We start from the raw sequence: 24152 nt of genomic DNA, 5'->3' as shown, positions 1-24152 counted from the left end.
TGGAGCCCCCCATGCTGAAGGTCCGTCAGGCCGCCCCGCCCGTGCCGTCCCGCCGCGCCTTCCTGGGCGGCGCCACCGTGGCCGCCGGGGCCCTCGTCATCGGCTTCACCCTCGACCCGGCGAAATTCGCCCAGGCCGCCGCCGGCCCCGACCTCTCGGGCCTGCCGCCGATGCCGAACGCCTTCGTGCGGATCGCCGCCGACGACACCGTGACGGTGGTGATCAAGCACCTGGACATGGGCCAGGGCAACACCACCGGCCTCGCCACCATCCTGGCCGACGAGCTCGATGCGGACTGGGCCACCATCCGCACCACCTTCGCGCCGGCCGACGCCACGCTCTACAACAACTTCGCCTTCGGCCCCGTCCAGGGCACCGGCGGCTCCACCGCCATCGCCAATTCCTGGGTCCAGCTGCGCAAGGCGGGGGCTGCGGCCCGCGCCATGCTGGTCGCGGCGGCGGCGGAGCAGTGGAAGGTCCCGGCCTCGGAGATCACGGTCGAATCCGGCACGGTGCGCCACGCAGCCTCGAACCGGCAGGCCCGGTTCGGCGCGCTGGCGGAAGCCGCCGCGGCCCAGCCGGTGCCGAAGGAGCCACGCCTCAAGGAGGCGAGCCAGTTCACCCTCATCGGCAAGAAGGTCCCGCGGACCGATTCGGTCGCCAAGACCGACGGCACGGCGATCTACTCCCTCGACATCCGCCGTCCCGGGCAGCTGACCGCGGTGGTCGCCCATTCGCCGCGCTTCGGCGGCACCGTGAAGAGCGTCGACGACAAGGCCGCCCGCGCGGTGGCGGGCGTGGTCGACGTGGTCACGATCCCCACCGGCGTCGCCGTGCTGGCCAAGGATACCTGGTCGGCCATGAAGGGCCGCGAGGCGCTCAAGGTCACCTGGGACGACAGTGCGGCCGAGACGCGCTCGTCGGACGCGATCCTGGCCGATCACCGGAAGCGCCTCGAGACGCCGGGCCTCGTCGCCTCGAAGAAAGGCGATGCCGCCGGCGCGATCGCCGGGTCGGCCAAGGTCCTGGAGGCCGAGTTCACCTTCCCGTATCTCGCCCACGCGGCGATGGAGCCCCTGAACGCCACCATCGAGAAGGCCTCGGACGGCACCTACGACGTCTTCGCCGGCTGCCAGCTCCAGACGATCGAGCAGGCCGTGGTGGCGGCCAATCTCGGGGTGACCACCGACAAGGTCCGGCTGCACACGCAGTGGGCCGGCGGCTCCTTCGGCCGGCGCGCGACCCCGAGCGCCGACTACTTCGCCGAGACCGCCTCCATCGTGCGCGCCACCGGCGGCAAGGCGCCCATCCATCTCGTCTGGACCCGCGAGGACGACATGGCGGGTGGCTTCTACCGGCCGATGGTGGTCCATCGCCTCCGTGCCGGCCTCGACGCCAAGGGCGGGATCACGGGCTGGGAGCACCGGACCATCGGCAAGTCGATCATGATCGGCACCGCCTTCGAGACCATGATCGTGAAGGACGGCGTCGACGCCACAACGGTGGAGGGCGCTTCGGACACGCCCTACGCGCTGCCCGCCTATCGCTTCGAGGTCCACAACGCCCGCGAAGGCGTGCCGGTGCTGTGGTGGCGCTCGGTGGGCCACACCCACACCGCCCAGGCAATGGAGGTGTTCATCGACGAGCTCGCCCACGCGGCCGGCGCCGATCCCGTCGCCTACCGCCTCGGTCTGCTGGGGGGCGCCCCGCGCCTCTCCGCCACCCTGAAGCTCGCCGCCGAGAAGGCCGGCTGGGATCCGAAGAAAGTCGCTGACAAGAATCGCGGTCTCGGCGTCGCGGCGCACGAATCCTTCGGCTCCTACGTCGCCATGGTGGCGGACGTGACGGCCGAGGACGCCAAGGTGAAGGTGAACCGCATCGTGGCGGCGGTGGATGTCGGCGTCGCGGTCAATCCGGACGTGATCCGCGCCCAGGTCGAGGGGGCCGTGGGCTTCGCCCTGTCCTCGGTCCTGCGCAACAAGATCACGCTCAAGGACGGCGTGGTGCAGGAGAAGAACTTCGACGCCTACGAGCCGACCCGGATGAGCGAGATGCCGGTGGTCGAGGTCCACATCGTGCCCTCCACCGCCGCGCCCACCGGGATCGGCGAACCCGGCGTGCCCGTGATCGCCCCGGCGATCTCGAACGCGATCTTCGCCGCCACCGGCCAGCGCCTGCGCTCGCTGCCCCTCGACCTCAGCGGCCTGAAGGGCGCCTGAGGCGGAGCGACGACACGGCCCCTCGTCCGTCGCGTCCGGTTTGCCTATCTCGGAGGGCATCATGCGCTCCGAGATCAAGCCGGCCGAGACGGCCTTCGACGCCACCGTGTCGCGCCTGCGCGCCTGTCGGATCTGCCGGGACGCGCCCCTCTACGGCGCGCCCCTGCCACAGGAGCCGCGCCCCATCGTCCAGGGCCTGGCCTCGGCCCGGCTCTGCGTCGCCAGCCAGGCGCCCGGCAACCGGGCCGACAAGAGCGGCATCCCCTTCATGGATCCCTCGGGCACCCGCCTGCGCGATTGGCTCGGCCTCGACGCGGCGGCATTCTACGACGCGCGCCGCCTCGCCATCGTGCCCATGGGCGCCTGCTTTCCGGGCTACGACGCCAAGGGGGGCGACAAGCCCCCGCGTCGGGAATGCGCCGAGCGCTGGCGCGACGAGCTGTTCGCCGGCCTGCCGAACCTCGAACTCATCCTGGTGATCGGGCAATACGCGCAGGCCTGGCATCTCGGCCGCTCCAAGGCCGGGCTCACCGACACGGTGCGGCGCTGGCGCGAGATCCTGGCGAGCCCCGGCACGCCGCGGGTTCTGCCGCTGCCCCATCCCTCCTGGCGCAACAGCGGGTGGCTCAAGGCCAATCCCTGGTACGAGGCCGAGCTCCTGCCGGTTCTCAAGGCCGAGGTGGCGCGGGCGATGGCGCCCCGTTGAGGGCGGTCCCGCCGAGCGGCCTCACCCGTTGACAGGAGCGGCCCCGCGCGGGATCGCTCGCCGCGAAACTGGAGAGCCCCATGACCGCATTGCTGGACCCGCGCGACCGCCTGATCGTCGCCCTCGACGTGGGCACCGTGGACGAGGCCGAGCGCTTGGTGGACCGGATCGGCGATGCGGCGACCTTCTACAAGATCGGCTACCGGCTCGCCTATGCGGGGGGCCTCGCCCTGGTGCCGCGCCTCGCCGCCGCCGGCCACAAGGTCTTCCTCGACCTGAAGCTCCATGACATCGGCAATACCGTGGAGGAGGGGGTGCGGGCCCTGACCGACCTCGGCGCCACCTTCCTCACCGTCCACGCCTATCCGCAGACCATGAAGGCGGCGATCCGGGGCCGCGGTGCCAACGGCCCCCGGATCCTCGCCGTCACGGTCCTGACCTCCTACGACGACGGGGATGCGGCCGAGGCCGGCTATGGCCTGCCGGTGGCCGACCTCGTGGCCCGCCGTGCCGGGCAGGCGGCGGAGGCCGGGATCGACGGGATCGTCTGCAGTGCCGCCGAGGCGCAGGCGGTGCGGGCCCGGATCGGGGCGGACCGCGTCATCGTCACCCCGGGCATCCGGCCGGCCGGCGCCGAGGCCGGCGACCAGAAGCGCGTGATGACGCCCGGCGAGGCCCGCCGGATCGGGATCGATCACGTCGTGGTCGGGCGTCCCATCACCCAGGCGGCGGACCCCCGCGCGGTGGCGCAGGGCATCGTCGCGGAGATGCGATAGGGCTCGGGCCCGTCAGTTCGCGCGGCGCAGGCTTCCGAGCAGGAAGGCGATCATCGCGTCGAGGGGCGGGGCGCCCGCATCCGGGTAGTGGCTGACCAGGGCGGGATGGCAGTAACGGATGATGGCGGTGTGGATGCAGGCCGCCGCGATCGACGGGTCGGCGACATCGAATTCGCCGGCCGCCACGCCCGCCTGCACGAGTTCGCGCAGGACCGAGCCGATCTGGTCCACATGGGCGCGGCAGACATCCCAGCTCTCGGTGATGGCCGCTTCCACCATCTCGTGCAGGCGCGGGTTGGCCTCGCAACGTTCGACGCAGGCCTGGTGCATCACCGTGATGACGCCGGCGATGCGCGACGCGGCGGTCCGGTTCGGGGCGACGGCGGCCTGCGCCACCCGCTGCTCGGTGTCGTCCATGAGGCGCTTGATGACGGCTTCGTGGATCGCCTTCTTCGATTCGAAGAAGCGGTACACGTTGGCCGGGCTCATCCGCAGCGTCTTGGCGATGTCGGCGACGGTGGTCTTCTGATAGCCGACGAGCCGGAACGCCTCTTCCGCCGTCGCGAGAATGCGGCAACGCGTGGTCGGGGCCGCTTCGTCGGGGATGTCGCGGACGATGGCCGCTGCACGGGTCATGGCGATAAACTAGGCTGTTGCCTCGTCGGCGTCAAAAACGGCGCCGCGCCGTACCGCGCGCCGTCGATGGCCTGACGACGCAGCGCAAAGCCCGGCATCGGACGATGCCGGGATGGTTCGTATCGGAGCCGGATCGGAACGGATCAGGATCCGAACTGGGAGCCGAGCTGCTCCAGGTACTCGGCCAGATCGACGCCGCCGATCCGCTTGCCGTAGTCGAAGCGCATACCCTGGCGGATGTCGACGCTGCTGCTCTTGGTCGTCAGCGTGAAGGGCTTCACGCAGACCCAGGCGCCATCGCGCCGATGTTCGAAGAAATTCAAGATCTCATGCTTGGCCATGAGGGCCTCCCCGGCTGTCTCTGCAGACAACGGGCCGAGGCAGGAACGGTTGCGCTCCCGGTTAACGAAGTTCGAGCTTGGCCGTTAGACTTCGCTGCCCCTGCGCGGCACTGTCCAATGGTGCGACGCAGCGCGTCTGATCTTGCGGAGATTGCAGTCGCGCCCGCGGCCGCCGGAGGGCTTGTCGCCGCCCGGCGCCGGGTGGTGTTGCGCTCGCGCGGGAATCAGGCGGCGCTCTTCAGCGCGCCCGTGCTCTCGTGGAAATCCGGTCCGTTGACGGTCCGGGTCACGTAGCCGTCGCGGATCAGGTAATCGCCGAACCGCTCGCCGGCTTGCTTGTTCCGGGCATAGGCCGCGAAGAGCGGGTCGAGGAGGGTCTTGATCTCGGAGGCACTGACGTCCTCGGCGTAGAGCTTGCCGAGGCGCGAGCCGTCGAAGGCGGCCCCGAGATAGAGGTGGTAGCGCTCGGGGCCGCGGCCGACGAGGCCGATCTCGGCGATGAACGGCCGGGCACAGCCGTTGGGGCAGCCGGTCATCCGGATGGTGATCTCGTCGTCCTGGAGGCCGTGGGAGGCGAGGCTCGCCTCCAGCTCGTCCATCAGGCTCGGCAGGTAGCGCTCGCTCTCGGCCAGCGCCAGGCCGCAGGTGGGCAGGGCGACGCAGGCCATGGAGTTGCGGCGCAGCGCGCTCGCGCCCTTCATCATGCCGTACTGGTCCACCAGGGCCTCGATCTCGGCCCGCTTCGCGGCCGGGACGTTGGCGATGATGACGTTCTGGTTGCCGGTGAGCCGGAAATCGCCCTCGTGGATCTCGGCGATCCGGCGCAGGCCGGTGAGCAGCTGCGGGCCGTTCTCGTAGTCCTTGATCCGGCCCGAAGCGACGTAGAGCGTGAGGTGGTGGCGTCCGTCGTCGCCCTCGGTCCAGCCGTAGCGATCGCCGTTGCCCGTGAAGGCGAAGGGCTTCGGGTCGGCGAGCGGCTTGCCGACGCGCGTCTCCACCTCGGCCCGGAAGGCGGCGAGGCCGTAGCGCTCGATGGTGTACTTCAGGCGGGCGTTCTTGCGGACCTTGCGGTTGCCCCAGTCGCGCTGCACCGTCATCACGGCCTCGGCGACCTTCAGGGCATCCTCCGGCGCGACGAAGCACATCACGTCGGCGGTGCGCGGGAAGGTGTCGGTCTCGCCGTGGGTCATGCCCATGCCGCCGCCGACCGTGACGTTCCAGCCGGTGACCTGGCTCTTCTCGTCCAGGATGGCGATGAAGCCGAGGTCGTGGGCGAAGATGTCCACTTCGTTGGACGGGGGCACCGCCACCACGGTCTTGAACTTCCGGGGCAGGTAGGTCCTGCCGTAGATCGGCTCGATCTCGGCCGCGTCCTCGCCGCCGACCACGCGCTCGCCGTCGAGCCAGATCTCGCGCCAGGCGCTGGTCTTGGGCAGGAGCGAGTCCGAGATGTCCTTGGCGAGCTGGTAGGCGGCCTTGTGGGCCCCGGTCTGGGCCGGGTTCGTGGCCGCCATCACGTTGCGGTTGACGTCGCCGCAGGCCGCGATGGTGTCGAGCAGCGTCGCGTCGATGGCCGCCATCGTGCGCTTCAGGTTCGACTTGATGACGCCGTGGTACTGGAAGGTCTGGCGCGTGGTCGCCCGCAGGGCGCCGCCCGCATAGGTCGTGGCGATGTCGTCGAGGGCCAGCCACTGCTTCGGGGTGACGACGCCGCCGGCGATGCGCAGACGGATCATGAAGCTGTAGGCCTTCTCGAGCTTCTTCTTGGTGCGCTCGGCCCGGATGTCGCGGTCGTCCTGCAGGTACATCCCGTGGAACTTCACGAGCTGCCCGTCATCCTCCGAGATGGCGCCGGTGGCGTGCTTCAGGAGGCCGTCCGCCAGGGTGCCGCGCAGGTAGCCGCTGGCGATCTTGATGTGTTCGTTGGCGGCAAGACCCGCCGCGCGCGCCGCTTCCGCTTCCGAGATCGGGCGGTCGGTGGGCGGGGTCTCGTAGGTGCGGGGGGTGGTCTTGTCGGCCATGGCGGGATTTCCGGTTCGGGAGCTCTCCTCCCCCCTGTGGGGAGGAGCTGGCGGTGGCGGTGGTGCGGGAGGCGCCGCGAGCGCTCGATCCTCAACCACCCCCACCCTCGGTCCCTCCCCACGCGGGGGAGGGAGGGGTCTCAGTAGACGTCCTGCTGGTAGCGGTGGGCGCGCTCCAGGGCGGCGACGGCGGCCTCGGCCTCGGCGGGGCTGAGCGCCTTCACGTCCTGGTAGGCCTTCACCACGGCGTTGCGCACGTCCTTGGCCATCCGGGTGGCATCGCCGCAGACGTAGAAGCTGGCGCCGCCGTCGAGCCAGGCGACGACCTCCTTGGCGTGCTGGGTGATCCGGTCCTGCACGTAGATCTTCTCGGGCTGGTCCCGCGAGAAGGCCACGTCGATCTGCGACAGCGACCCGTCCTCCAGGGCCTCCTGCCACTCGAGCTGGTACAGGAAGTCGTGGGTGAACTGCCGGTCGCCGAAGAACAGCCACGCGCGGCCGGGGGCCTCGACGGCGCGGCGCTCCTGCACGAAGGCGCGGAACGGGGCGACGCCGGTGCCGGGGCCGACCATGATGATGTCGGTGGCCGAGTCCTGGGGCAGGCGGAAGTGCCGGTTCGGCTTCAGCTTCACCCGCAGCTTGGCGCCATTCTTGATGCGGTCGGCCACGTGGGTCGAGGCGACGCCGCCGCGTGCCCGGCCGTGGGTCTCGTAGCGCACGGCCGCGATCACGAGGTGGACCTCGTCGCCCACCTCCTTGCGGGAGGAGGCGATCGAGTAGGCCCGCGGCGGCAGGGGCCGCGTGATGGTGGTGAGGTGCTCGGCCGTCAGCGCCGCCGGGTAGGCGGTGATGAGGTCGATGAGGTGGCGGCCCTCGATCCAGGCGCGCAGCTCGCCGCTGTCGATCAGCGTCTGCGCCTCGGCATGGCCCGTCGCCTTAACGAAACGCTCCACGGTGGTGGCCGACAGGGTGGTGATGTCGCGCTCGGCCAGCAGGGCCTGGCGCAGGGCCGCGTCACCGGACAGGCCGGTGGCGTTGAGGATCTCGTCGACCAGGGCCGGGTCGTTCTCCGGATAGATCTCCAGGGAGTCGCCGGGCTCGTAGGCGGGGGCGCCGTCCTCGAATTCCAGGGCGAGGTGGATCGTCTCCTTGTCGGAGCGCGACGAGTTCAGGTTGACGTGGTCGACCACCTCCACGATCCGGGGCTCGCGACTGGGCTCGGCGTCCTCGTCCTCGTCGCCGGCGGCGCGGGCGGCGAAGTCCACCGCCACCACGTTGTCGGCGCTCGGCGGCGGGGTCAGGGCCTTGAGGGTGTCCTTGATCCAGGCGGCGGCCGGCGTCTCGAAATCGAGGTCGAGGTCGGCGCGTTCGTGGGCCCGGGTCCCGCCCAGGGCCTCGAAGCGGGCGTCGAGCGCCTTCCCAATGGCGCAGAACTCCGCGTAGGAGGTGTCGCCGAGGGACAGCACCCCGAAGGACACGCCGTCGAGGCGCGGCGCGCCATCGGCCATCAGTTCGTTGTAGGCGCGCACGGCCCGGGCCGGCGGTTCGCCCTCGCCCCAGGTCGCCGCGATGGCGACGATGCGCTTCTCCTTGGCGAGGCTGGCGATCTCGAGATCGGCGAAATCGACGATCTTCGGCTTGAAGCCGTTCTTGCGGGCGAGCTTGGCCATGTCGCCGGCGAGCTTCTCGGAGTTGCCCGACTCGCTCGCGAACAGGATCGTCAGCGGCTCGGCGGCCTTCGGCGGCGCGGCCGGGACGGCGGCGGCCTGCGGCGTGCCGCTGGCGTCGAGGCCGGCGAGGAAGCCCGCGAGCCAGGCGCGCTGGATCGGGGAGGCGGCGCCGAGGACGGCGTCGAGGCTCGCGCGTTCGGTGTCGCCGAAGGGAGCCGTACGGGGGATGATCGCGTGTCGTGCCATGTGGAAAGCCATGTCGTCCTGAGAGGCCGGCTGTCAACGGGGTTGTCCGTTTTACAGAACGACGTCACGGTAGAAGGAGCTGCCTGCGTGTGCAGGGCAAAAGAGAATTCTATTCCCCGGCCACCACCGACAGCGTCGGCGTGAAGCGTCCGTTGGCGGGCGGGACCGGGAGGGGCAGGGCCGTGGTGGATTTGACCTTTTCCATCGCGAACCGGGAGGTGACGTTCTTGAGGGGCAGGGTCGCGATGAGGTGCTTATAGAACGTATCGTAGGCGCGCATATCGGCGACGACGACGCGGAGCATGTAATCCACGTCCCCGGCCATGCGATAGAACTCGAGCACCTCCGGCATTGCGGAGACAGTCTCGGCGAAACGCTCCAGCCATTCACGCGAGTGATCGGCGGTCTCGATCGAGACGAAGACCGTCAGGCCGAGGCCGAGCTTCACCGGGTCGAGGACAGCGACGCGCCGGTCGATGACGCCGTCGGCTTCCAGCCGCTGGATCCGCTTCCAGCACGGCGTCTGCGACAGGCCGACCTTCTCACCGATGGTGGCGATGGACAGGGTGGCGTCCTGCTGCAGCAGCGCCAGGATCTTCAGGTCGATCGAATCCAAGCTGGCCTCGCGGGTTCGTGAGACGCGGGGATGTGCAGGTCAGCACATCGTGACCGCCCGATGAGAAGGAATTTCCTTCGTTGAGCAACAGAATGCCCCTGTGGCCCGTTTCGGCGAAGGGGTCGTCGCACCCGGGGGTTGCCCGGTATCGATAGCCGCCATGCCTTGACAGCGTTCGTTATAGCGAACATTTCAGGTGCCAGACAAGTCACATCACCACGCAAGTCCCGTCGCCACATTCGTCGCCACGTCATATCGCGAAGTCTTTCATGAGCTCTCAACTGGAACACGCGGCGCGGGACCTCGCGTCCGCGATGGCGGACCGCGACCTGAAGGGCCGGATCGCCCTGATCGAGGCGCAGGTGCCGGGGCGTCTGGTGTTCACCACCAGCCTCGGGATCGAGGACCAGGTGCTGACGCACGCGGTCGCGCTGCACAAGGGCCGGACCGAGATCGTCACCCTCGATACCGGCCGGCTCTATCCGGAGACCTACGACACCTGGACCGAGACCGAATCGGCCTACGGCATCCGCATCCGCGCCTATGCGCCGGAGCGCGAGGCCGAGGAGCACTTCGTGGCCGAGTCCGGCATCAACGGGTTCCGCCACTCGGTCGCCGCCCGGCAGGCCTGCTGCGGCTTCCGCAAGGTCGAGCCTCTGGGCCGGGCCCTGGCGGGCGCCGCCGGCTGGCTCACCGGCCTGCGGGCCGGGCAGTCGGCCAACCGGGCCGACACGCCGCTGGCCGAGGCCGACGAGGCCCGCGGCCTCATCAAGATCAATCCCCTGGCCGACTGGTCCCGCGCCGACGTCGAGCGCTTCGTCTCGGACAATTACGTGCCCTACAACGTGCTGCACGATCGCGGCTTCCCCTCGATCGGCTGTGCGCCCTGCACCCGGGCGATCCGCGTCGGCGAGGACGAGCGGGCCGGCCGCTGGTGGTGGGAACAGGCTTCCAAGAAAGAGTGCGGGCTGCACGTCCACGCACCCGAAGAGAACGTCGCCCCCGGCCAGGAAGCGGCGGCGTTCGAAACGACACAAACCTCAAACGCCCTGGAGATGGCCCGATGAGCGCCGCCCCCCTCACCACCCAAACGGGCACCAGCCCTGCGGCGAGCCGGTCCGCCCGGCTCACCCATCTCCAGCGGCTGGAGGCCGAGAGCATCCACATCATGCGGGAGACGGTCGCCGAGACCGAGAACCCGGTGATGCTGTACTCCATCGGCAAGGACTCGTCGGTGCTGCTGCACCTGGCGCTGAAGGCGTTCGCGCCGGGCCGCCTGCCGTTCCCACTGATGCACATCGACACCACCTGGAAGTTCCGGGAGATGATCGCTTTCCGCGACCAGCGCGCGAAGGAGCTCGGCCTCGACCTCATCGTGCACACCAACCAGGACGGTCTCGCCCGCGGCATCGGTCCGGTGAGCCACGGCTCGGAGGTGCACACCGACGTGATGAAGACCCAGGCCCTGCGCCAGGCCCTCGACAAGCACAAGTTCGACGCGGCCTTCGGCGGCGCCCGGCGCGACGAGGAGGCCTCGCGCGCCAAGGAGCGCATCGTCTCCCTGCGCACGGCCCAGCACCGCTGGGACCCGAAGCGCCAGCGCGCCGAGCCCTGGCACCTCTACAACATGAAGAAGAAGCGCGGTGAGTCGCTGCGCGTGTTCCCGCTCTCGAACTGGACCGAGCTCGACGTCTGGCTCTACATCGAGCAGGAACAGATCCCGATCGTGCCGCTCTACTTCGCCAAGCCCCGTCCGGTGGTGGAGCGCGAGGGCCAGCTCATCATGGTCGACGACGAGCGGCTGCCGCTGAACCCCGGCGAGACCCCCCGGCAGGTGTCGGTCCGTTTCCGCACCCTCGGCGACTATCCCCTGACCGGTGCCGTCGAGAGCGACGCCGCGACCCTGCCGGAGATCATCGGCGAAACCCTGGCCGCCCGCACCTCGGAGCGCCAGGGCCGGGTCATCGACAAGGACGGCGCGGGCGCCATGGAGCGCAAGAAGCAGGAGGGCTATTTCTAAGATGACGATCCATCAGTCACCCGAAGCCTTCGGCTACGACGCCTTCCTGACCGCACACCAGAACAAGGAGGTCCTGCGCTTCATCACCTGCGGCTCCGTCGACGACGGCAAGTCGACGCTGATCGGCCGCCTGCTGCACGACACCAAGCAGATCTTCGACGACCAGGTGACGGCCCTGCAGCGCGACTCGCGCAAGCACGGCACGCAGGGCGCCGAGATCGACCTGGCGCTCCTCGTGGACGGCCTGCAGGCCGAGCGCGAGCAGGGCATCACCATCGATGTCGCCTACCGCTTCTTCTCCACGGACAAGCGCTCCTTCATCGTGGCCGACACCCCCGGCCACGAGCAGTACACGCGCAACATGGCCACGGGCGCCTCGACGGCGGACGTGGCGGTGATCCTGGTGGATGCCCGCCAGGGGCTCACCCGGCAGACCCGGCGGCACGCGCTCCTGGTCTCCCTGCTGGGGATCAAGCGCGTGGCGCTCGCGGTGAACAAGATGGACCTCGTCGGCTGGTCGCAGACCAAGTTCGAGGAGATCCTGTCGGCCTTCAACGCCTTCGCCGCCCCCCTCGGCTTCAGCGAGATCCGGGCGATCCCGCTCTCGGCCAAGAACGGCGACAACGTCGTGCTGCCGGGCGCCGCCGCCCCCTGGTACACCGGCACCCCGCTGCTCCAGTACCTCGAGGAGGTTCCGGTGCGCGTCGAGGAGCAGGCGGCGCCCTTCCGCATGGCGGTGCAGTGGGTGAACCGGCCGAACTCGGAGTTCCGGGGCTTTGCCGGCCTCATCGCCAGCGGCCGCGTGGCCCCGGGCGACGCCGTCATCGTCGAGCCCTCGGGCCGGACCTCGAAGATCGCCCGCATCTTCACCGCCGACGGCGATCTGCCCCACGCGGTCGAGGGCCAGTCGGTCACCCTGGTGCTCGCCGACGAGATCGACGCCTCCCGCGGCTCGGTGATCGTCACCGCGGACGCGCCGATGCGGGTGACGGACAGCCTGGACGCCCGCCTGTTCTGGGCGGCCGAGACCGAACTGCTGCCGGGCGCTACCCTGCTCGCCAAGATCGGGACCGTGACGGTGAACGCCGTCGTCACCACGATCCGGACCCGGATCGATCCCGAGACCGGCAACCCGGAGCCGGCCGCGCGCCTCACCGCCAACGACATCGCCGACGTGACCCTGACCCTCGACCGGGCCGTGGCGGTGGATGCCTACACGGCCAACCGCGACACCGGCGGCTTCATCCTGATCGACCGCGAGACCACCGACACGGCGGCCCTCGGCCTGATCCAGGCCGATGCGGCGGCGGCCGCGGTCAAGGACGAGCCCGCGGAGGTGCGCGAGACGCGCTCGGGTGGCGGCTTCCTCTCGAAGCTGCGCTGGGTCTTCGGCGGGATCTGACGGACCCGGACCCGGCCCGACAGCGCACGAACCATCATCGACTGCCTTGCCGCCGCGGCTCCCCCAGGAGCCGCGGCGGTTCGCGTTCACGGCAAGCCTGCGCCGGGTTGCAGGGGGACAGATGCATCAATAGCAGAGTAGTGGTTCCGTTTGAAATCTGACGGGGTTGACCGTGCCTTAAAGAGATCGGGCGGTCGTGGCACAATGGGGCTATGACAGAGATCAAGCAGACCAAAGCTCGTGCGGACCAAATCGAACAGGAGCCGCCCTTGTGGCGCTACGAGCTTCTTGAGCTGGATTGTCAGCTGATCGAAGCTTCAGATCAGGACTACGGCAGCGAAGCAGCCGCCCGTTTTACAGGGGAGAACCGCGCTCAAAAGATACGCCAGGAAGGCTTCCTGCACGGTATGCGTCAACGACCACTCGCAAGCGCCCCCGCGATCCCATCCAACTCGCCAAGTTCATCGTAGATATCACGACTGGCAGCGAATAATCTGCTCGACAGCCGTCAGTTGAAAAGCCAACCTGCCTACAATCGAGTTCGCAAGGAGCGGCGTGCTGATGGGAGGTCGAGCGCGGGCTGACAAGCTGTCGGCCGATGAGCGCTTGAACTTTCCTCGGAAAGCCGCCGCCAGAAGGTGGTCTAAGGATGACAGCTGAAATCGTTATTATTAACCAGCAAGCCGTAACGCTTGCCGCTGATAGTGCTGTCACGATTGGCAAGAACCGAGTTTGGAAACACGCTAACAAGATATTTTCTGCCGGGCATCGCAACGACATCGGCATTATGATTTACAATGCCGGCGATTTCCTGAGTATTCCATGGAAGTTGCCATTAAACAGCACCGGAATAGCATCAAGAAAAAAAGCTTTAACAAGCTCAGTGACTATGCAGATGATTTCGTAAAATTTATTAGCTCAGATATTTTTAATATACCCGAGCAGGAGAATTTAAGTTTTCAGCTAATTATGCTCGATATAATCTCCGGGCTGCAAGATGGAAAACAAAGTAAAAACAAATCAGATTTTCACGCGGCGTTGAGCGCTGAAATATCAGATCAAAAAGCAGCGGTTGACGCAGTCGACGTCTTAGTTTGCCCTTTTGATTCAAAAAAATTTAGTAAAACGTTTTCATCTTCGATTAAAGATCTAGCGAACGAGCATTTCAAGTATCGCCTATCTCGACAGATTATGAATGAACTAATCGAGCTTTGCTATGCGCACATAACGCATTGTTCTATGTCCGAATATTTTACTGGTATCGTCATAACGGGGTACGGCAAAGATGAGCTGTTTCCCAGCGTTGCTCATTACGTGATTGACGGTAGATCTCTGGGTATGACGAGGATTTGGCGATCGGATAGATGCATTGATCTGAATGTTCCAAAAAATGCCGGAGCAGCAATCATTCCATTTGCTCAGGCAGATATGGCGCATTTATTTATGGAAGGTATCTTGGAGCAGTATCTAAAATATATATACATGACAACTAGGCGGCTGCTAACGAAAAGATCGCACGAAACGATCGATAGATACGTGGTGCGTGACGATGAGAAATTAGTAGAGAAGGCAATTCAAGACAAAGAAAACGAAGATATTATGAAAAAATTTATGGAATTATTCGCAAGTTTTAGGGAAAATAAGTTTACAAAACCAATAATGAGGACTATCCGAGCTCTACCAAAGGAGGAGATGGCCTTCATGGCTAGGGCAATGGTAGAGATAACAGCCCTGAGAAGACGGTTCGCGTCATCTGTAGAATCTGTTGGCGGCGATATTGATGTTGCTATCATTTCTAAAAGCGATGGCTTTGTGTGGATAGCTAGAAAACATTACTTTGATCTTGACTTAAACACTGATTTTGTGCATAGAAAGTCGCACGTTAGGGGAGACTGATATGCGCCAATTTTTATCAACCGACGCGCCTCTTCGTCGGAAAGAAGTAAGTCAGATCAAAGATTTGCTGGGGCTGGATGAGCGGGACGTTTCTGTGGAAGAAGCCGCTGAAGCTGCCGTTGAGAAGATGCTCGCTGCGGCGAAAAAGCGACGAGACCTTGAGTTGAAAAGCAACCAGAATACTTGACTGATAAACAAAAGTGTCGTGTCCACGGAGGGCCATGAACAAGCTCTCCGCTTCCAACTGCGCGCGCATCCTGCACCGCTTTGCGAGGGTACATTGATCCGCGCTGTCACTCAGCTGACGGGTGCGGGCAAAATAACGGTCGCGAAGCTGCTGGTAGACACGGGCAAACTATGCGCCGCTTTCTACGACGATCGCGTCCTTAGTGTCGCCGCCAAACTCTTGTAGGTCGATCGGATCTTAGCTTTCACCCACTGCACGCAGAAAAACGGCGCGACGGCGAAAGCCGCGCCGGATGTCGCTGGCGACGGGTGGACATGGACCGCGATCGACGCCGATAGCAAGCTCGTCCTGTCGTACCTCGTCGGTGGACGGGACGCTGAGTACGCCAACGTAAGCATGCTGAACGTGGCGTGCCGCCTGACGGACCGCGCGCAGGTGACCTCTGATAATCTGCGCGCATACCTAAAAGCCAACGAAGAAGCTTTTGGCGAGGACGTAGATTACGCCCAACTGGTGAACTCTTACGGCGCTGTGCGCGCCAGCACCAAAGGTCGTTACAGCCTAGCCTTATGCACGGGAATCAAGAAGAACCCATTTGAGGGCCGCCCCGACGAAGCGCGCGTCTCCACATCCGACGTCGAACTCCATAGGCTCTTCAAACTGACCCACTACCGACGGCAGGTCTCCCTTGCCCGTGCGCGGCGGCGCGACTAGGGTCCGCGCCGCTCGATCCGACCTTCATACACTATACGGGAGTGACCCCCCATGGGCTTTCTGGCCGACGCCTTATCTCGCGTGAAGCCGTCCGCGACCATCGCGATGACGCAGAAGGCGCGCGAACTGAAAGCGCAGGGCATGGACGTGATCAGCCTCTCCGTGGGAGAGCCGGATTTCGACACCCCCCAGCACATCAAGGATGCGGCCATCGAGGCGATCCGGCGCGGCGAGACCAAGTATCCGCCCGTTTCCGGCATCGTGCCGCTGCGCGAGGCCATCGCGAAGAAGTTCAAGCGCGAGAACGGACTCGACTACAAGCCGTCCCAGACCATCGTCGGCACCGGCGGCAAGCACGTCATCTACAACGCCCTCCTCGCCACCCTGAACCCGGGCGACGAGGTGGTGATCCCGCGTCCGTACTGGGTCTCCTACCCCGAGATGGTGGTTTTGTGCGGCGGCACCCCGGTCTTCGCCGAGACCGACATGGCGCATGACTTCAAGCTGCAGCCCGAGGAGCTGGAGCGGGTGATCACGCCCAAGACCAAGTGGATCATCCTCAACTCGCCGTCCAACCCCTCGGGCGCCGCCTATGCCCGGGACGAGCTGAAGAAGATCACCGACGTGCTGATGCGCCACCCGCAGGTCTGGGTGCTCACCGACGACATGTACGAGCACCTGACCTACGGCGACTTCGAATTCGTCACCCCGGCCCAGATCGAGCCGGGCCTGTACGAGCGCACGCTGACCATGAACGGCGTCTCGAAGGCCTACGCCATGACCGGCTGGCGCATCGGCTACGCCGCCGGCCCCGAGCCCCTGATCAAGGCGATGGACTTCGTCCAGGGCCAGCAGACCTCCGGCGCCTCGACGATCTCGCAATGGGCCGCGGTCGCCGCCCTCGAGGGGACGCAGGCGCACCTCGCCGAGTTCCGCAAGGCCTTCCACACCCGGCGCGACCTCGTGGTGTCGATGCTGAACCAGACCAAGGGCCTGAAGTGCCCGACGCCCGAGGGCGCCTTCTACGTCTATCCGTCCTGCGCGGAGACGATCGGGCGCAAGACCCCGGCCGGCAAGACCATCGCGACCGACGAGGACTTCGTGGTCGAACTGCTCCAGGCGGAGGGCGTCGCCGCGGTCCACGGCTCGGCCTTCGGCCTCGGCCCCAACCTGCGCATCTCCTACGCCACCTCCAACGCCGCCCTCGAAGAGGCCTGCACCCGGATCCAGCGCTTCTGCGGCTCCCTGAGCTGACAGCGCCCCGGGTGACGCCCGTTCTCCGGGCCTGCCCCTTGCATCCCTGAGCGACCGCGCCCCGGCCGAGAGCCGCGGCGCGGTCGTTCGCATTTCGGAAGGCGCGGGCTCATGACGACGATCGCCATCCTGGCTGCCGGCGCGATGGGGAGCGCGCTCGCCGCGCGCCTGACCGGGAACGGCGCCGACGTCCTGACGCTCCTCGACGGCCGCAGCGCCGCGACCCGGGCCCGCGCCGACGCCGCCGGCATGACCGAGACCGACGCCCCCGGCCTGATGCAGGCCGATCTCCTGCTCTCCATCGTCCCGCCCGCCGATGCCGAGGCGCTCGCCGTCTCCCTCGCCCCGGTCCTCGCCGCCGCGACCCACAAGCCCGTCTACGTCGATTGCAACGCGGTGAATGTCGAGACGGTCCGCCGCATCGCCGGGATCGTCGCGGCCACCGGTGCGGCCTTCCTCGATGGTGCGATCATCGGCCTGCCGCCGAAGCCCGGCACCCCCGGTCCGCGTCTCCACGTGTCGGGCGACTCGGTCGAATCCGCGCGACCTCTTCGCGACCTCGGTGTCGACCTCAGGCTGAATTCCGGTGGTATCGGCGCGGCCTCGGGCCTGAAGATGGCCTATGCGGGCATCAACAAGGGCCTCACCGCCCTGGCCGCCCTCATGGTGCTGGGGGCCGAACGGGCGGGCGCCGGCGAAGCCCTCCGGGCGGAACTCGCTGAAACTGAGCCGGCTCTCCTCGCGCGCTTCGCCCGCGGCCTGCCCGACATGCTTCCCAAGGCCCAGCGCTGGGTCGCCGAGATGCACGAGATCGCCGATTTCCTCGGGGACGATGCCGCCGGGCGTCAGGTCTTCGCCGGCGCGGCGGACCTCTATGCGCGCCTGTCCGGGGCGGACGAGGCCGGCGACGGCGCCCGCCTGACGGCCTTCGCGGCGGCGTGCGGATCGTCGCAGCCGTCATGACGCGGGCGAAGCCGGTTGCCGGCTCAGTCGCCGCCGCCTACATCGGCGGTCCCTGCTGCCGAGGCGCCCGATGGTTTCGCGAACCCTCTCGGGCTTGGCATGGTGGCGGGGCTTGTCGTGACGGGGCGGTGCGGACCAGTTCTCTGCGCAGTCCCTGTGAGGCCTAGTGGGCCGGGTGGCGACAGGCGTGTCAGGGACGCGGGGAACAGGAACCGCAGCCTTGGCGCAAGGCCCACCTCATCGGCCCCGTCCCATCCCGGGACGGACTCCCGTTGTATCTTAGTCACGGTCGTTAACGATCCTGGGCAAGTGTGGGCATCGGCCGGGGAACCGGTCGCGTGCCACTGCGTAGTTTCGGGCCTGACCACTATGAGACGCCTCCTGACGGGTGGCATCAAGGCGATCCTCACGGTCGCTGCGCTCTCCACCGCCGCTCACTGGACCTTGCGCCTGCAGCGCGAGCCGACCCCCTCGCTCCGCGCCCAGGCGGAGCTCCCCGACCCGATCACCACCGGATCGATCACGTCGCGGCCCGCAGACCCGGCCGTGCTTGCCGAGCCGGCTCCGGATTTCGCGAAGACCCTCGATCAGCGCCATCTCTCCGAGCTCTTCGCGGGTGCGACGCCTGAGAGGGCGAAGGTGCAGAAGACGGCCGTCAAGCGCTAGGGCCGCTTCGAGCCCGCATCTGCGCCAACGCTTCGACGGATCGCACGCCCGATTCCGGGGCGTGCGGCCGTCGGCGACGGGATCGCGGATGGGTCAGGCGGCGGCGCGGCTGCCGTGCTTGCCTTCCTGGATCTCCTCGATGATCTTGGCGCAGAAGGCGTCGAGGTCGCCGGGGTTGCGGCTGGTGATCAGGCCCTTGTCGGTGACGACGGGCTCGTCTCTCCAGTCCGCGCCCGCATTCACCACATCCGTTCGGATCGATGCGAACGAGGTCATCCGGCGTCCCTTCGCGGCGCCAACCTCGATCAGCAGCCAGGGCGCGTGGCAGATGGCGGCGACCACCTTGCCGGAATCCAAGAAGCTGCGGATCAGCGCGAGGGCCTTCGGCTCCAGGCGAAGCTTGTCCGGGTTGATCTGGCCACCGGGAAGCACAAGGGCGTCGTAATCCTGCGGAGACACGGACTCGAGATCCTTGTCGACTGCGACGTTCTTACCCCAATCAGTCTTATCCCAACCCCGGATGGATTCCCTGGCCGTGCGGGACTGCGGCGCTGCGACGTGAACGGTCGCACCGGCTTCCTTGAGCTTGCTGTGTGGGACCGTGAGTTCGGTCTCCTCGAAACCATCTGTGGCGACGATCAAGACCTTGGCCTGCCTGATGTCAGACATGGATTTTCTCCGAGAGGTTGAGGGTACGGCACTGAACAGGTCCTGTGGGACGCAAGTTCCCCACGGGCTCCCATAGGTCACCGCGGCCGCGGGAACCCAGCCGCGCTCGGCCGTGTTGGTCCGCACATCCCTCAGACAGACAGGAGGCTTCGCATGGCCCATCACGAGATGGCCAATCCCGGCCTGCCGATCCCCGAGCCGCTGCCGGGTGGAATTCCCGGTGACCTGCCGACGCCGCCCCCACCGGATGAGCAGCCCGATATCGGACCGACCGGCCCGCGCACACCCTATCCCGTCAACGATCCGGGAATCGACGAGCCGGCCGGCCCTGGCTCGGAGCCGGATTACCTACCGGGCGGCCCCACCGACCCGGGCGTTCGGATGTAGCGGACTCAGTGATCCCCATGCGACGCGCGCACGTCGCGCGGCGCGCTCAAGATTTCAGAGAGGCTCGTTGCCACGTGACGGGCCTCTTCGTCCGTCAGGCGAAGCTGAAACGGGGGCAGCGCGCCGGCCTGCAAGGCTACGACGGCCTGGCCCTGCTCGTCCGTACCGACCTCGATCGCCGACGAGGTGACGTCGAGCATCGCGATCTCTTCGTCAGACATATCCTCGGGCAGGTCGCCGTCGTCGGGTTCATCGATGGCTGTGAGAAGCTGGCCCACCGCCCGTACCAGGGCACGGGCCGCCCGAGCATCCATCACGACTGCCGTGGCCTGATCGTCCTTCTGAAATGAGAGTTGGATGTTCGCCCCTTCGAGGGAAACCGAGATGCCCGCCATAAATCGCCTAACCGCTTGCTCAAGAACTCTTATATGCGGTCGACCGCGCAAATAACACAGGGGCTGCCCCTGCGGCCGCTCCGAACCGGCGTCGTTTCCGTCCGCCAGAACGCCTTGTTGCGGCCGCATGATCAGACTACATGAGAGATAGCGGGTATCGGTGAGCTGGGATCTTGTACCGCAAGCGTCTCACGTCCTGCTGATTCCGTCAGGCCTACCGAAGAGGATCCGCCGCTTGCGTCGAGCAGACGCAGGCTGTTGATCGACGAACGATACGAGGATCTATTTCGTGAATACCGGCACTGTAAAGTGGTTCAACGAGACCAAGGGCTACGGCTTCATTCAGCCTGACGACGGCGGCAAGGATGTGTTTGTGCACATCTCCGCAGTCGAGCGCGCTGGCATGCGCAACCTCATCGAGGGTCAGAAGATCTCCTATGAGATCCAGACCGACAAGCGCAGCGGCAAGGACTCGGCTGGCAACCTCCAGGCGGCCTGACGCTCCCGGCGCCAGCCCCCGGGCTGGCGTCACCCCGAAGGGCTTCTCACGAAGCCTCCGCCGTCGGTGACCGATACCCTTCTGGGGAGAATGGGTCAGGGATCCGACATCTTCCGCAACCCCAACGACGCCCGCGGCCTATCTGGTCCGATGCGTCCGAGACACTGCACGCGAACCTGCACGTTATTGAAAGTACACAAGAAAAATATGTTGTTTGAATATACCCGACGCCGCGGCGTCCGTTCGCCGGTCACTGATGCGGCGACGTTCAAGGTGGGTCACCTGAAGCAGACCATGGCTCATGAAGCCAAGACCGTCGACCTCAGCCACCTGATCGACACCTCCTACAACTACCATTCGCCGCGTGAACTGCGCTGGCATCTCGCCGAGCGGTTCGGCATGGCCCCAGAGGCGATCGCCCTGCGCGAGCATCACTGATCCAAAGGCGGCCCTGATTTTTTCGGGGTGGACCACACGTTGCTTCACTAAGCCGACGTTGCGATCGAGCCCAGCGCCCAGGTGCTGGGCTTTCCTGTTTTCAGACCCCTCCCGCAGCCTTCGCCGCGTACCCTTAGCGCGGCACCAAGGCCGCCACGACATCGTCTCGCAGAGCTTGGGATACGGCGACGAGTTCCCCGTGCACCGGATCGGGACGGTTGTAGGTCGTCGGACGGCCCTGCAGGTCACTGACCGTGCCGCCCGCCTCGCGCAGGATGAGGTCCGCACCGGCGAGATCCCAGTCTCGCGCATGGGGCGAGACCAATCCAACATCGATCGAGCCCTCGGCCACCCGCGCGACGCGCAGGGCCAAGGACGGAATGCGCGCGACGGAGACGAGATCGGCCTGCTGGCCATTCGTCCCAGCGCCTCGGGCCAGGCGGTCCATCATCGGCTTCGGACCGGTGACCCGTGCCCCCTCAACCGCGCTTTGGCCAGAGACGGCGATGGTCTGGCCGTTGCGAGTGGCACCCGCGCCCGCGATGGCCTCATAGAACGTGTCGGTCACGGGCGCGTGAACGAAGCCCAGGATCGGTTGTCCGGCCGACAGCAGCGCAACGGCAATCGACCAGTCGGGATGCCCGGACATGAAGGCGCGGGTCCCATCGATGGGATCGACGATCCAGACGAAACCGGCATCGAGTCGCACCGGATTGTCGCTGGTCTCCTCCGAGAGCCAGGCGGCCCGGGGCAGCATCGCGCTGAGGCGAACCTTCAGGAAGGTGTCGACCGCCACATCGGCTTCCGTCACCGGTGAGCCGCCTGCCTTCGACCAGACCCGCGCGCCCGTCTGTCCGCCTGCCTTGTAGAAGGGCAGCGCGAGGGCGGCCGCTTCGCGGATCGTCTCGCGCAGGGCGGGAACGAGGGCGTGTGCGGCTTCCGGGGCAATCGGATCGGACATGCGTCCCCATACGGTTTTGGAGGTAAGGCTGGGCGCTTGTTGAAGAGCCCGTCGCCCCGGCACGGATGCATGGAGGGCGGTGCTTCCTTCGTTGTAGGGTGCTGCGCGGGTTGTCACAAGCAGAGCGGCGCAGATCTCGATACGGACAAATCTCTCAGATCGAAGCAAGGAAGCGTTGAGCATTCCATCTGCTTCACCCTTGTCCATACTCGCTTAACGCTCACTCTTAAGCTGGTCTGAGGAGGTTAGACGTAAATCTGCTTGTCATAGACGGGTGGCCCATAGAGGTTGCCGGCGCCAACAGGGTGTACGAGCCATGAACACTTTCGCGAACATGAACGACATGTCGGCGGATGCCACCTTTGTCGGCGCTGCTCCGATCCTGACCCAGTCGCGGCTCCCGGTGATCGACCGCTCCGGCCCGAGCCGGCTCGCCGGCGTGGCCCTCGCTTTCGCCGAGGATGATTCGGATGCCTGCGGCGAGGATCGCTTCGACCTTCTCCTCGTCGACGCCGCCGGTCGGGTCGTTACCCGCCTCGGACCGTTCTGTGAGGACGAGGTGGTGGCGTGCTGGCGCGACGTCGCGGCCAAGTCGGGCCTCCCGCGGATGATCGTCAAGGAAGACGGCGAGCTCGCCAGCATCTCGAACCAGCTGGGCCCGGTGGCCCTCGGTCGGACCCGGACCCGCCGCCGTCACGGCCTCCTCAACGGCCGCCGCCCGCGTTTCCTCGTCCGTCGCAAGACCGGCGCGCTGCCGGTTCGCCCCTTGATCCATCGCGGCGAAAGCGAAATCATCTCCGGCGCCCGCTGCTGAGAAGGGGTCGCCGGACTTCGAGCGACGTTCAGAGGAGGTGCGTCACCGCGGCATCCGCCGCGAGACCAAGAAACAGGATGAGACCCGCTTCACGGTTGGAGCGGAAGAGCGTCAACGCACCCCGTCCGTCGCGCGTGTCGAGGCGCAGCACCTGTCGCCCGAGTTGGGCACCGAACAGGGCGACGCCGAGCAGTCCCACGGGGCCTGCACCCGCCAGGATCGTAGCCAGCGCGATGAATCCGACGCTGGCGCCGTAGCACAGACCGATTGCTCCTCGCATCCGGCGCCCGAAGAAGCGGGCCGAGGAGCGGATACCCGCGATCTCGTCGTCCTCGATATCCTGCACCGCGTAGATCGTGTCGTAGCCGATCACCCAGGCAATGGTGCCCGCGTAGAGAAGCAGGGCCGGTGCATCGAGCCGGCCGAACACCGCGACCCATCCCATCAGCGCACCCCACGCGAAGGCGAGGCCGAGGACCGCCTGCGGCACCGGCATGACGCGCTTCATGAACGGATAGATCGCCACCGGGACAAGTGAGGCGATGCCGACGCCGATCGCCGTGCCGTTGAACTGCAGCAGCACCGCGAGGCCGATCAGGGCCTGCACCACGAGGAAGACGGCAGCCTGGCGTGCCCGGACCTGCCCCGAGGGCAGGGGGCGCGAGCGCGTGCGCTCCACCTGTGCGTCGAGGTCCCGATCGGCGATGTCGTTGTAGGTCGAGCCCGCACCCCGCATGGCGACGGCGCCGACGAAGAACAGGACCAGATGGACAGGGTCGGGAAAAGCGGCGCCCGACCGAATGGCCGCGAGCGAGGCCGACCACCAGCATGGCAGCAGCAGGAGCCACCAACCAATCGGGCGGTCGATGCGCGCAAGACGCAGATAGGGCCGCGCCCAGCGCGGCGCGATCCGGTCGACCCAATGTCCTGCCACCGCATCGGCGACACGGCGGTCCGCCTGGGGGGGACTCACGCCGTCCATGGACGCATGGGCGCGCTGGGCCGACTCGTCCGGAAAGTCAGCACAGGATCAGAGGGCACCCTGCGGCATCTTCAGGCTGCCCGTAAGGCCGGGGCCGCCGAGAAGGCCACCGCCGCCGCCGCCGTTCTGGGCCTGCGCGCGGGCTTGAGCTTCCATCTTGGAGGCCTGGGCCGCGACCGTGCACACCTTGGTCTTGATACCCGACACCTTCAGGTGGTCGGCCTTGAAGCCTTCCGCGAAGGAATCGGGGATCGAGCACCACTCCTTGTTGGCGGTGATCCATTTCAGCCCGGCGGTACCGTTGGCCTGGAGCTTGCCGAACAAGGTGCAGGCCTCGGCCGGCGTCATCTTCTTCTTCGAGTTCGACGCGGCGTTCGCCTTACCGATCAGGTCCTTGCGGGCCTGGAGGGTCTGCTGGATCTCGCCGCACTCGGCAGCGGCCTGTGCGAAGGCGTGTTCGCTGGAAAGCGCGGTCCCGGCGAGGGCGACGGCCAGCGCCGCGATGGTCTTGAACGACATGCCTTGAGATCCTTTCTCCGCCCATCCTCGATCCGGTCGGGGTAAGCCCGGCGACCGGATGCGGAATAGCCTGATGCGTGCCCGGATGCGCGCAAGATTCCGCGTCCTCCGGTCTTGGTTTTGTTTCGGCATAGGAATGTGGCGCCTTTCAAGCC

Annotated in this window: 28 protein-coding genes; 18 read left to right on the top strand and 10 right to left on the bottom strand. The window is 66.7% G+C overall.

Going from position 1 to position 24152, the window contains the following annotated elements:
- Window positions 1-11: 11 nt before the first annotated feature.
- The 3 genes from AC0IY1_RS18755 (at window position 12) to pyrF (ending at window position 3701) form a co-directional block, all read left to right on the top strand.
- Window positions 12-2219 carry a xanthine dehydrogenase family protein molybdopterin-binding subunit gene (locus AC0IY1_RS18755; RefSeq protein ID WP_471771487.1) on the top strand — a complete coding sequence of 736 codons (2208 nt, stop codon included), beginning with the start codon at window positions 12-14 and terminating at the stop codon, window positions 2217-2219.
- 61 nt (window positions 2220-2280) lie between these two features.
- Window positions 2281-2925, top strand: a complete 645-nt coding sequence (locus tag AC0IY1_RS18750) for a uracil-DNA glycosylase family protein (RefSeq protein ID WP_471771485.1) — start codon at window positions 2281-2283, stop codon at window positions 2923-2925.
- Window positions 2926-3005: 80 nt separating this feature from the next.
- Window positions 3006-3701: an orotidine-5'-phosphate decarboxylase gene (gene pyrF / locus AC0IY1_RS18745; protein WP_055956899.1), complete on the top strand. Its 696-nt coding sequence runs from the start codon at window positions 3006-3008 to the stop codon at window positions 3699-3701.
- Window positions 3702-3713: 12 nt separating this feature from the next.
- Here the strand turns inward: pyrF and AC0IY1_RS18740 are convergent, their stop codons facing one another.
- The 5 genes from AC0IY1_RS18740 to AC0IY1_RS18720 all read right to left on the bottom strand — a co-directional run bounded on the left by AC0IY1_RS18740 (window position 3714) and on the right by AC0IY1_RS18720 (window position 9231).
- Entirely contained in the window at window positions 3714-4337 is a 624-nt protein-coding gene (locus AC0IY1_RS18740) for a TetR/AcrR family transcriptional regulator (protein ID WP_471771483.1), read from the bottom strand.
- Window positions 4338-4480: 143 nt separating this feature from the next.
- Window positions 4481-4678, bottom strand: a complete 198-nt coding sequence (locus tag AC0IY1_RS18735; RefSeq protein ID WP_055956893.1) for a hypothetical protein — start codon at window positions 4676-4678, stop codon at window positions 4481-4483.
- A gap of 224 nt (window positions 4679-4902) precedes the next feature.
- Window positions 4903-6699: an NADPH-dependent assimilatory sulfite reductase hemoprotein subunit gene (locus AC0IY1_RS18730; protein ID WP_471771481.1), complete on the bottom strand. Its 1797-nt coding sequence runs from the start codon at window positions 6697-6699 to the stop codon at window positions 4903-4905.
- 140 nt (window positions 6700-6839) lie between these two features.
- A complete protein-coding gene (locus AC0IY1_RS18725) occupies window positions 6840-8615 on the bottom strand; it encodes a diflavin oxidoreductase (RefSeq protein WP_471771480.1) in 1776 nt (591 codons plus the stop codon).
- Between the two features lie 109 nt (window positions 8616-8724).
- Window positions 8725-9231 carry an Lrp/AsnC family transcriptional regulator gene (locus AC0IY1_RS18720; RefSeq protein WP_055956884.1) on the bottom strand — a complete coding sequence of 169 codons (507 nt, stop codon included), beginning with the start codon at window positions 9229-9231 and terminating at the stop codon, window positions 8725-8727.
- Between the two features lie 269 nt (window positions 9232-9500).
- Here AC0IY1_RS18720 and AC0IY1_RS18715 point away from each other — a divergent pair, with 269 nt between their 5' ends.
- From AC0IY1_RS18715 to AC0IY1_RS18665, 11 genes are all read left to right on the top strand, one after another.
- The gene (locus AC0IY1_RS18715; protein ID WP_471771478.1) at window positions 9501-10298 is read left to right on the top strand and encodes a phosphoadenylyl-sulfate reductase; all 798 of its coding nucleotides are present in this window, start codon (window positions 9501-9503) and stop codon (window positions 10296-10298) included.
- Window positions 10295-11251 (top strand): sulfate adenylyltransferase subunit CysD, encoded by a 957-nt coding sequence (gene cysD / locus AC0IY1_RS18710; RefSeq protein WP_471771476.1) that lies wholly within the window; start codon window positions 10295-10297, stop codon window positions 11249-11251. The genes AC0IY1_RS18715 and cysD overlap by 4 nt, the downstream gene beginning before the upstream one ends.
- 1 nt (window position 11252) lies before the next feature.
- A complete protein-coding gene (gene cysN / locus AC0IY1_RS18705) occupies window positions 11253-12653 on the top strand; it encodes a sulfate adenylyltransferase subunit CysN (protein WP_471771474.1) in 1401 nt (466 codons plus the stop codon).
- Between the two features lie 212 nt (window positions 12654-12865).
- Complete coding sequence (locus tag AC0IY1_RS18700; RefSeq protein WP_471771472.1) at window positions 12866-13123, top strand: hypothetical protein; 258 nt, start codon at window positions 12866-12868, stop codon at window positions 13121-13123.
- A gap of 179 nt (window positions 13124-13302) precedes the next feature.
- On the top strand, window positions 13303-13560 hold the full coding sequence (locus tag AC0IY1_RS18695) for a hypothetical protein (RefSeq protein ID WP_471771470.1): 258 nt from the start codon (window positions 13303-13305) through the stop codon (window positions 13558-13560).
- On the top strand, window positions 13476-14549 hold the full coding sequence (locus AC0IY1_RS18690; RefSeq protein WP_471771468.1) for a hypothetical protein: 1074 nt from the start codon (window positions 13476-13478) through the stop codon (window positions 14547-14549). The genes AC0IY1_RS18695 and AC0IY1_RS18690 overlap by 85 nt, the downstream gene beginning before the upstream one ends.
- 1 nt (window position 14550) lies before the next feature.
- Entirely contained in the window at window positions 14551-14736 is a 186-nt protein-coding gene (locus AC0IY1_RS18685) for a hypothetical protein (protein ID WP_471771466.1), read from the top strand.
- A gap of 396 nt (window positions 14737-15132) precedes the next feature.
- Window positions 15133-15450 (top strand): hypothetical protein, encoded by a 318-nt coding sequence (locus tag AC0IY1_RS18680; RefSeq protein ID WP_471771464.1) that lies wholly within the window; start codon window positions 15133-15135, stop codon window positions 15448-15450.
- A 51-nt stretch (window positions 15451-15501) separates the two neighbouring features.
- Window positions 15502-16704, top strand: coding sequence for a pyridoxal phosphate-dependent aminotransferase (locus AC0IY1_RS18675; RefSeq protein WP_055956872.1), 1203 nt, complete (start codon window positions 15502-15504; stop codon window positions 16702-16704).
- Between the two features lie 111 nt (window positions 16705-16815).
- Window positions 16816-17667, top strand: a complete 852-nt coding sequence (locus AC0IY1_RS18670) for an NAD(P)-dependent oxidoreductase (protein WP_471771462.1) — start codon at window positions 16816-16818, stop codon at window positions 17665-17667.
- A 369-nt stretch (window positions 17668-18036) separates the two neighbouring features.
- Entirely contained in the window at window positions 18037-18333 is a 297-nt protein-coding gene (locus AC0IY1_RS18665; RefSeq protein WP_471771460.1) for a hypothetical protein, read from the top strand.
- Between the two features lie 93 nt (window positions 18334-18426).
- Here the strand turns inward: AC0IY1_RS18665 and AC0IY1_RS18660 are convergent, their stop codons facing one another.
- Entirely contained in the window at window positions 18427-19002 is a 576-nt protein-coding gene (locus AC0IY1_RS18660; protein ID WP_103710294.1) for a type 1 glutamine amidotransferase domain-containing protein, read from the bottom strand.
- A gap of 168 nt (window positions 19003-19170) precedes the next feature.
- On the opposite strand from AC0IY1_RS18660, the gene AC0IY1_RS18655 reads away from it, so the two are divergent.
- Window positions 19171-19389 (top strand): hypothetical protein, encoded by a 219-nt coding sequence (locus AC0IY1_RS18655; protein WP_055957152.1) that lies wholly within the window; start codon window positions 19171-19173, stop codon window positions 19387-19389.
- A 5-nt stretch (window positions 19390-19394) separates the two neighbouring features.
- Here AC0IY1_RS18655 and AC0IY1_RS18650 read toward each other — a convergent pair whose 3' ends face one another.
- The gene (locus tag AC0IY1_RS18650) at window positions 19395-19784 is read right to left on the bottom strand and encodes a hypothetical protein (RefSeq protein ID WP_103710293.1); all 390 of its coding nucleotides are present in this window, start codon (window positions 19782-19784) and stop codon (window positions 19395-19397) included.
- 289 nt (window positions 19785-20073) lie between these two features.
- Between AC0IY1_RS18650 and AC0IY1_RS18645 the strand changes: the two genes are divergently transcribed.
- Together AC0IY1_RS18645 and AC0IY1_RS18640 are read left to right on the top strand one after the other, a co-directional pair.
- Window positions 20074-20283 (top strand): cold-shock protein, encoded by a 210-nt coding sequence (locus AC0IY1_RS18645; protein ID WP_055956856.1) that lies wholly within the window; start codon window positions 20074-20076, stop codon window positions 20281-20283.
- A gap of 207 nt (window positions 20284-20490) precedes the next feature.
- Window positions 20491-20721 carry a hypothetical protein gene (locus AC0IY1_RS18640; protein WP_055956852.1) on the top strand — a complete coding sequence of 77 codons (231 nt, stop codon included), beginning with the start codon at window positions 20491-20493 and terminating at the stop codon, window positions 20719-20721.
- A gap of 133 nt (window positions 20722-20854) precedes the next feature.
- Here the strand turns inward: AC0IY1_RS18640 and AC0IY1_RS18635 are convergent, their stop codons facing one another.
- The gene (locus tag AC0IY1_RS18635) at window positions 20855-21682 is read right to left on the bottom strand and encodes a 3'(2'),5'-bisphosphate nucleotidase CysQ (RefSeq protein WP_471771619.1); all 828 of its coding nucleotides are present in this window, start codon (window positions 21680-21682) and stop codon (window positions 20855-20857) included.
- A 316-nt stretch (window positions 21683-21998) separates the two neighbouring features.
- On the opposite strand from AC0IY1_RS18635, the gene AC0IY1_RS18630 reads away from it, so the two are divergent.
- Window positions 21999-22496 (top strand): DUF6101 family protein, encoded by a 498-nt coding sequence (locus AC0IY1_RS18630; protein WP_244477420.1) that lies wholly within the window; start codon window positions 21999-22001, stop codon window positions 22494-22496.
- Window positions 22497-22524: 28 nt separating this feature from the next.
- Here AC0IY1_RS18630 and ubiA read toward each other — a convergent pair whose 3' ends face one another.
- The gene (gene ubiA, locus AC0IY1_RS18625) at window positions 22525-23478 is read right to left on the bottom strand and encodes a 4-hydroxybenzoate octaprenyltransferase (protein WP_471771458.1); all 954 of its coding nucleotides are present in this window, start codon (window positions 23476-23478) and stop codon (window positions 22525-22527) included.
- A 48-nt stretch (window positions 23479-23526) separates the two neighbouring features.
- Entirely contained in the window at window positions 23527-23997 is a 471-nt protein-coding gene (locus AC0IY1_RS18620) for a hypothetical protein (protein WP_055956843.1), read from the bottom strand.
- Window positions 23998-24152: the final 155 nt, after the last annotated feature.

The organism is Methylobacterium sp. AC690 (assembly GCF_979256535.1).
Note: the sequence above shows the minus strand (reverse complement) of the source record. Positions and strands in the feature narration are given on the sequence as shown.

Bases quoted from the DNA above. Each gene is read 5' to 3' on its own strand.
- AC0IY1_RS18755 (WP_471771487.1), top strand. From the start codon at position 12: ATGCTGAAGGTCCGTCAGGCCGCCCCGCCCGTGCCGTCCCGCCGCGCC.
- AC0IY1_RS18750 (WP_471771485.1), top strand. From the start codon at position 2,281: ATGCGCTCCGAGATCAAGCCGGCCGAGACGGCCTTCGACGCCACCGTG.
- pyrF (WP_055956899.1), top strand. From the start codon at position 3,006: ATGACCGCATTGCTGGACCCGCGCGACCGCCTGATCGTCGCCCTCGAC.
- AC0IY1_RS18740 (WP_471771483.1), bottom strand. From the start codon at position 4,337: ATGACCCGTGCAGCGGCCATCGTCCGCGACATCCCCGACGAAGCGGCC.
- AC0IY1_RS18735 (WP_055956893.1), bottom strand. From the start codon at position 4,678: ATGGCCAAGCATGAGATCTTGAATTTCTTCGAACATCGGCGCGATGGC.
- AC0IY1_RS18730 (WP_471771481.1), bottom strand. From the start codon at position 6,699: ATGGCCGACAAGACCACCCCCCGCACCTACGAGACCCCGCCCACCGAC.
- AC0IY1_RS18725 (WP_471771480.1), bottom strand. From the start codon at position 8,615: ATGGCACGACACGCGATCATCCCCCGTACGGCTCCCTTCGGCGACACC.
- AC0IY1_RS18715 (WP_471771478.1), top strand. From the start codon at position 9,501: ATGAGCTCTCAACTGGAACACGCGGCGCGGGACCTCGCGTCCGCGATG.
- cysD (WP_471771476.1), top strand. From the start codon at position 10,295: ATGAGCGCCGCCCCCCTCACCACCCAAACGGGCACCAGCCCTGCGGCG.
- cysN (WP_471771474.1), top strand. From the start codon at position 11,253: ATGACGATCCATCAGTCACCCGAAGCCTTCGGCTACGACGCCTTCCTG.
- AC0IY1_RS18700 (WP_471771472.1), top strand. From the start codon at position 12,866: ATGACAGAGATCAAGCAGACCAAAGCTCGTGCGGACCAAATCGAACAG.
- AC0IY1_RS18695 (WP_471771470.1), top strand. From the start codon at position 13,303: ATGACAGCTGAAATCGTTATTATTAACCAGCAAGCCGTAACGCTTGCC.
- AC0IY1_RS18690 (WP_471771468.1), top strand. From the start codon at position 13,476: ATGGAAGTTGCCATTAAACAGCACCGGAATAGCATCAAGAAAAAAAGC.
- AC0IY1_RS18685 (WP_471771466.1), top strand. From the start codon at position 14,551: ATGCGCCAATTTTTATCAACCGACGCGCCTCTTCGTCGGAAAGAAGTA.
- AC0IY1_RS18680 (WP_471771464.1), top strand. From the start codon at position 15,133: ATGCTGAACGTGGCGTGCCGCCTGACGGACCGCGCGCAGGTGACCTCT.
- AC0IY1_RS18675 (WP_055956872.1), top strand. From the start codon at position 15,502: ATGGGCTTTCTGGCCGACGCCTTATCTCGCGTGAAGCCGTCCGCGACC.
- AC0IY1_RS18670 (WP_471771462.1), top strand. From the start codon at position 16,816: ATGACGACGATCGCCATCCTGGCTGCCGGCGCGATGGGGAGCGCGCTC.
- AC0IY1_RS18665 (WP_471771460.1), top strand. From the start codon at position 18,037: ATGAGACGCCTCCTGACGGGTGGCATCAAGGCGATCCTCACGGTCGCT.
- AC0IY1_RS18660 (WP_103710294.1), bottom strand. From the start codon at position 19,002: ATGTCTGACATCAGGCAGGCCAAGGTCTTGATCGTCGCCACAGATGGT.
- AC0IY1_RS18655 (WP_055957152.1), top strand. From the start codon at position 19,171: ATGGCCAATCCCGGCCTGCCGATCCCCGAGCCGCTGCCGGGTGGAATT.
- AC0IY1_RS18650 (WP_103710293.1), bottom strand. From the start codon at position 19,784: ATGGCGGGCATCTCGGTTTCCCTCGAAGGGGCGAACATCCAACTCTCA.
- AC0IY1_RS18640 (WP_055956852.1), top strand. From the start codon at position 20,491: ATGTTGTTTGAATATACCCGACGCCGCGGCGTCCGTTCGCCGGTCACT.
- AC0IY1_RS18635 (WP_471771619.1), bottom strand. From the start codon at position 21,682: ATGTCCGATCCGATTGCCCCGGAAGCCGCACACGCCCTCGTTCCCGCC.
- AC0IY1_RS18630 (WP_244477420.1), top strand. From the start codon at position 21,999: ATGAACACTTTCGCGAACATGAACGACATGTCGGCGGATGCCACCTTT.
- ubiA (WP_471771458.1), bottom strand. From the start codon at position 23,478: ATGGACGGCGTGAGTCCCCCCCAGGCGGACCGCCGTGTCGCCGATGCG.
- AC0IY1_RS18620 (WP_055956843.1), bottom strand. From the start codon at position 23,997: ATGTCGTTCAAGACCATCGCGGCGCTGGCCGTCGCCCTCGCCGGGACC.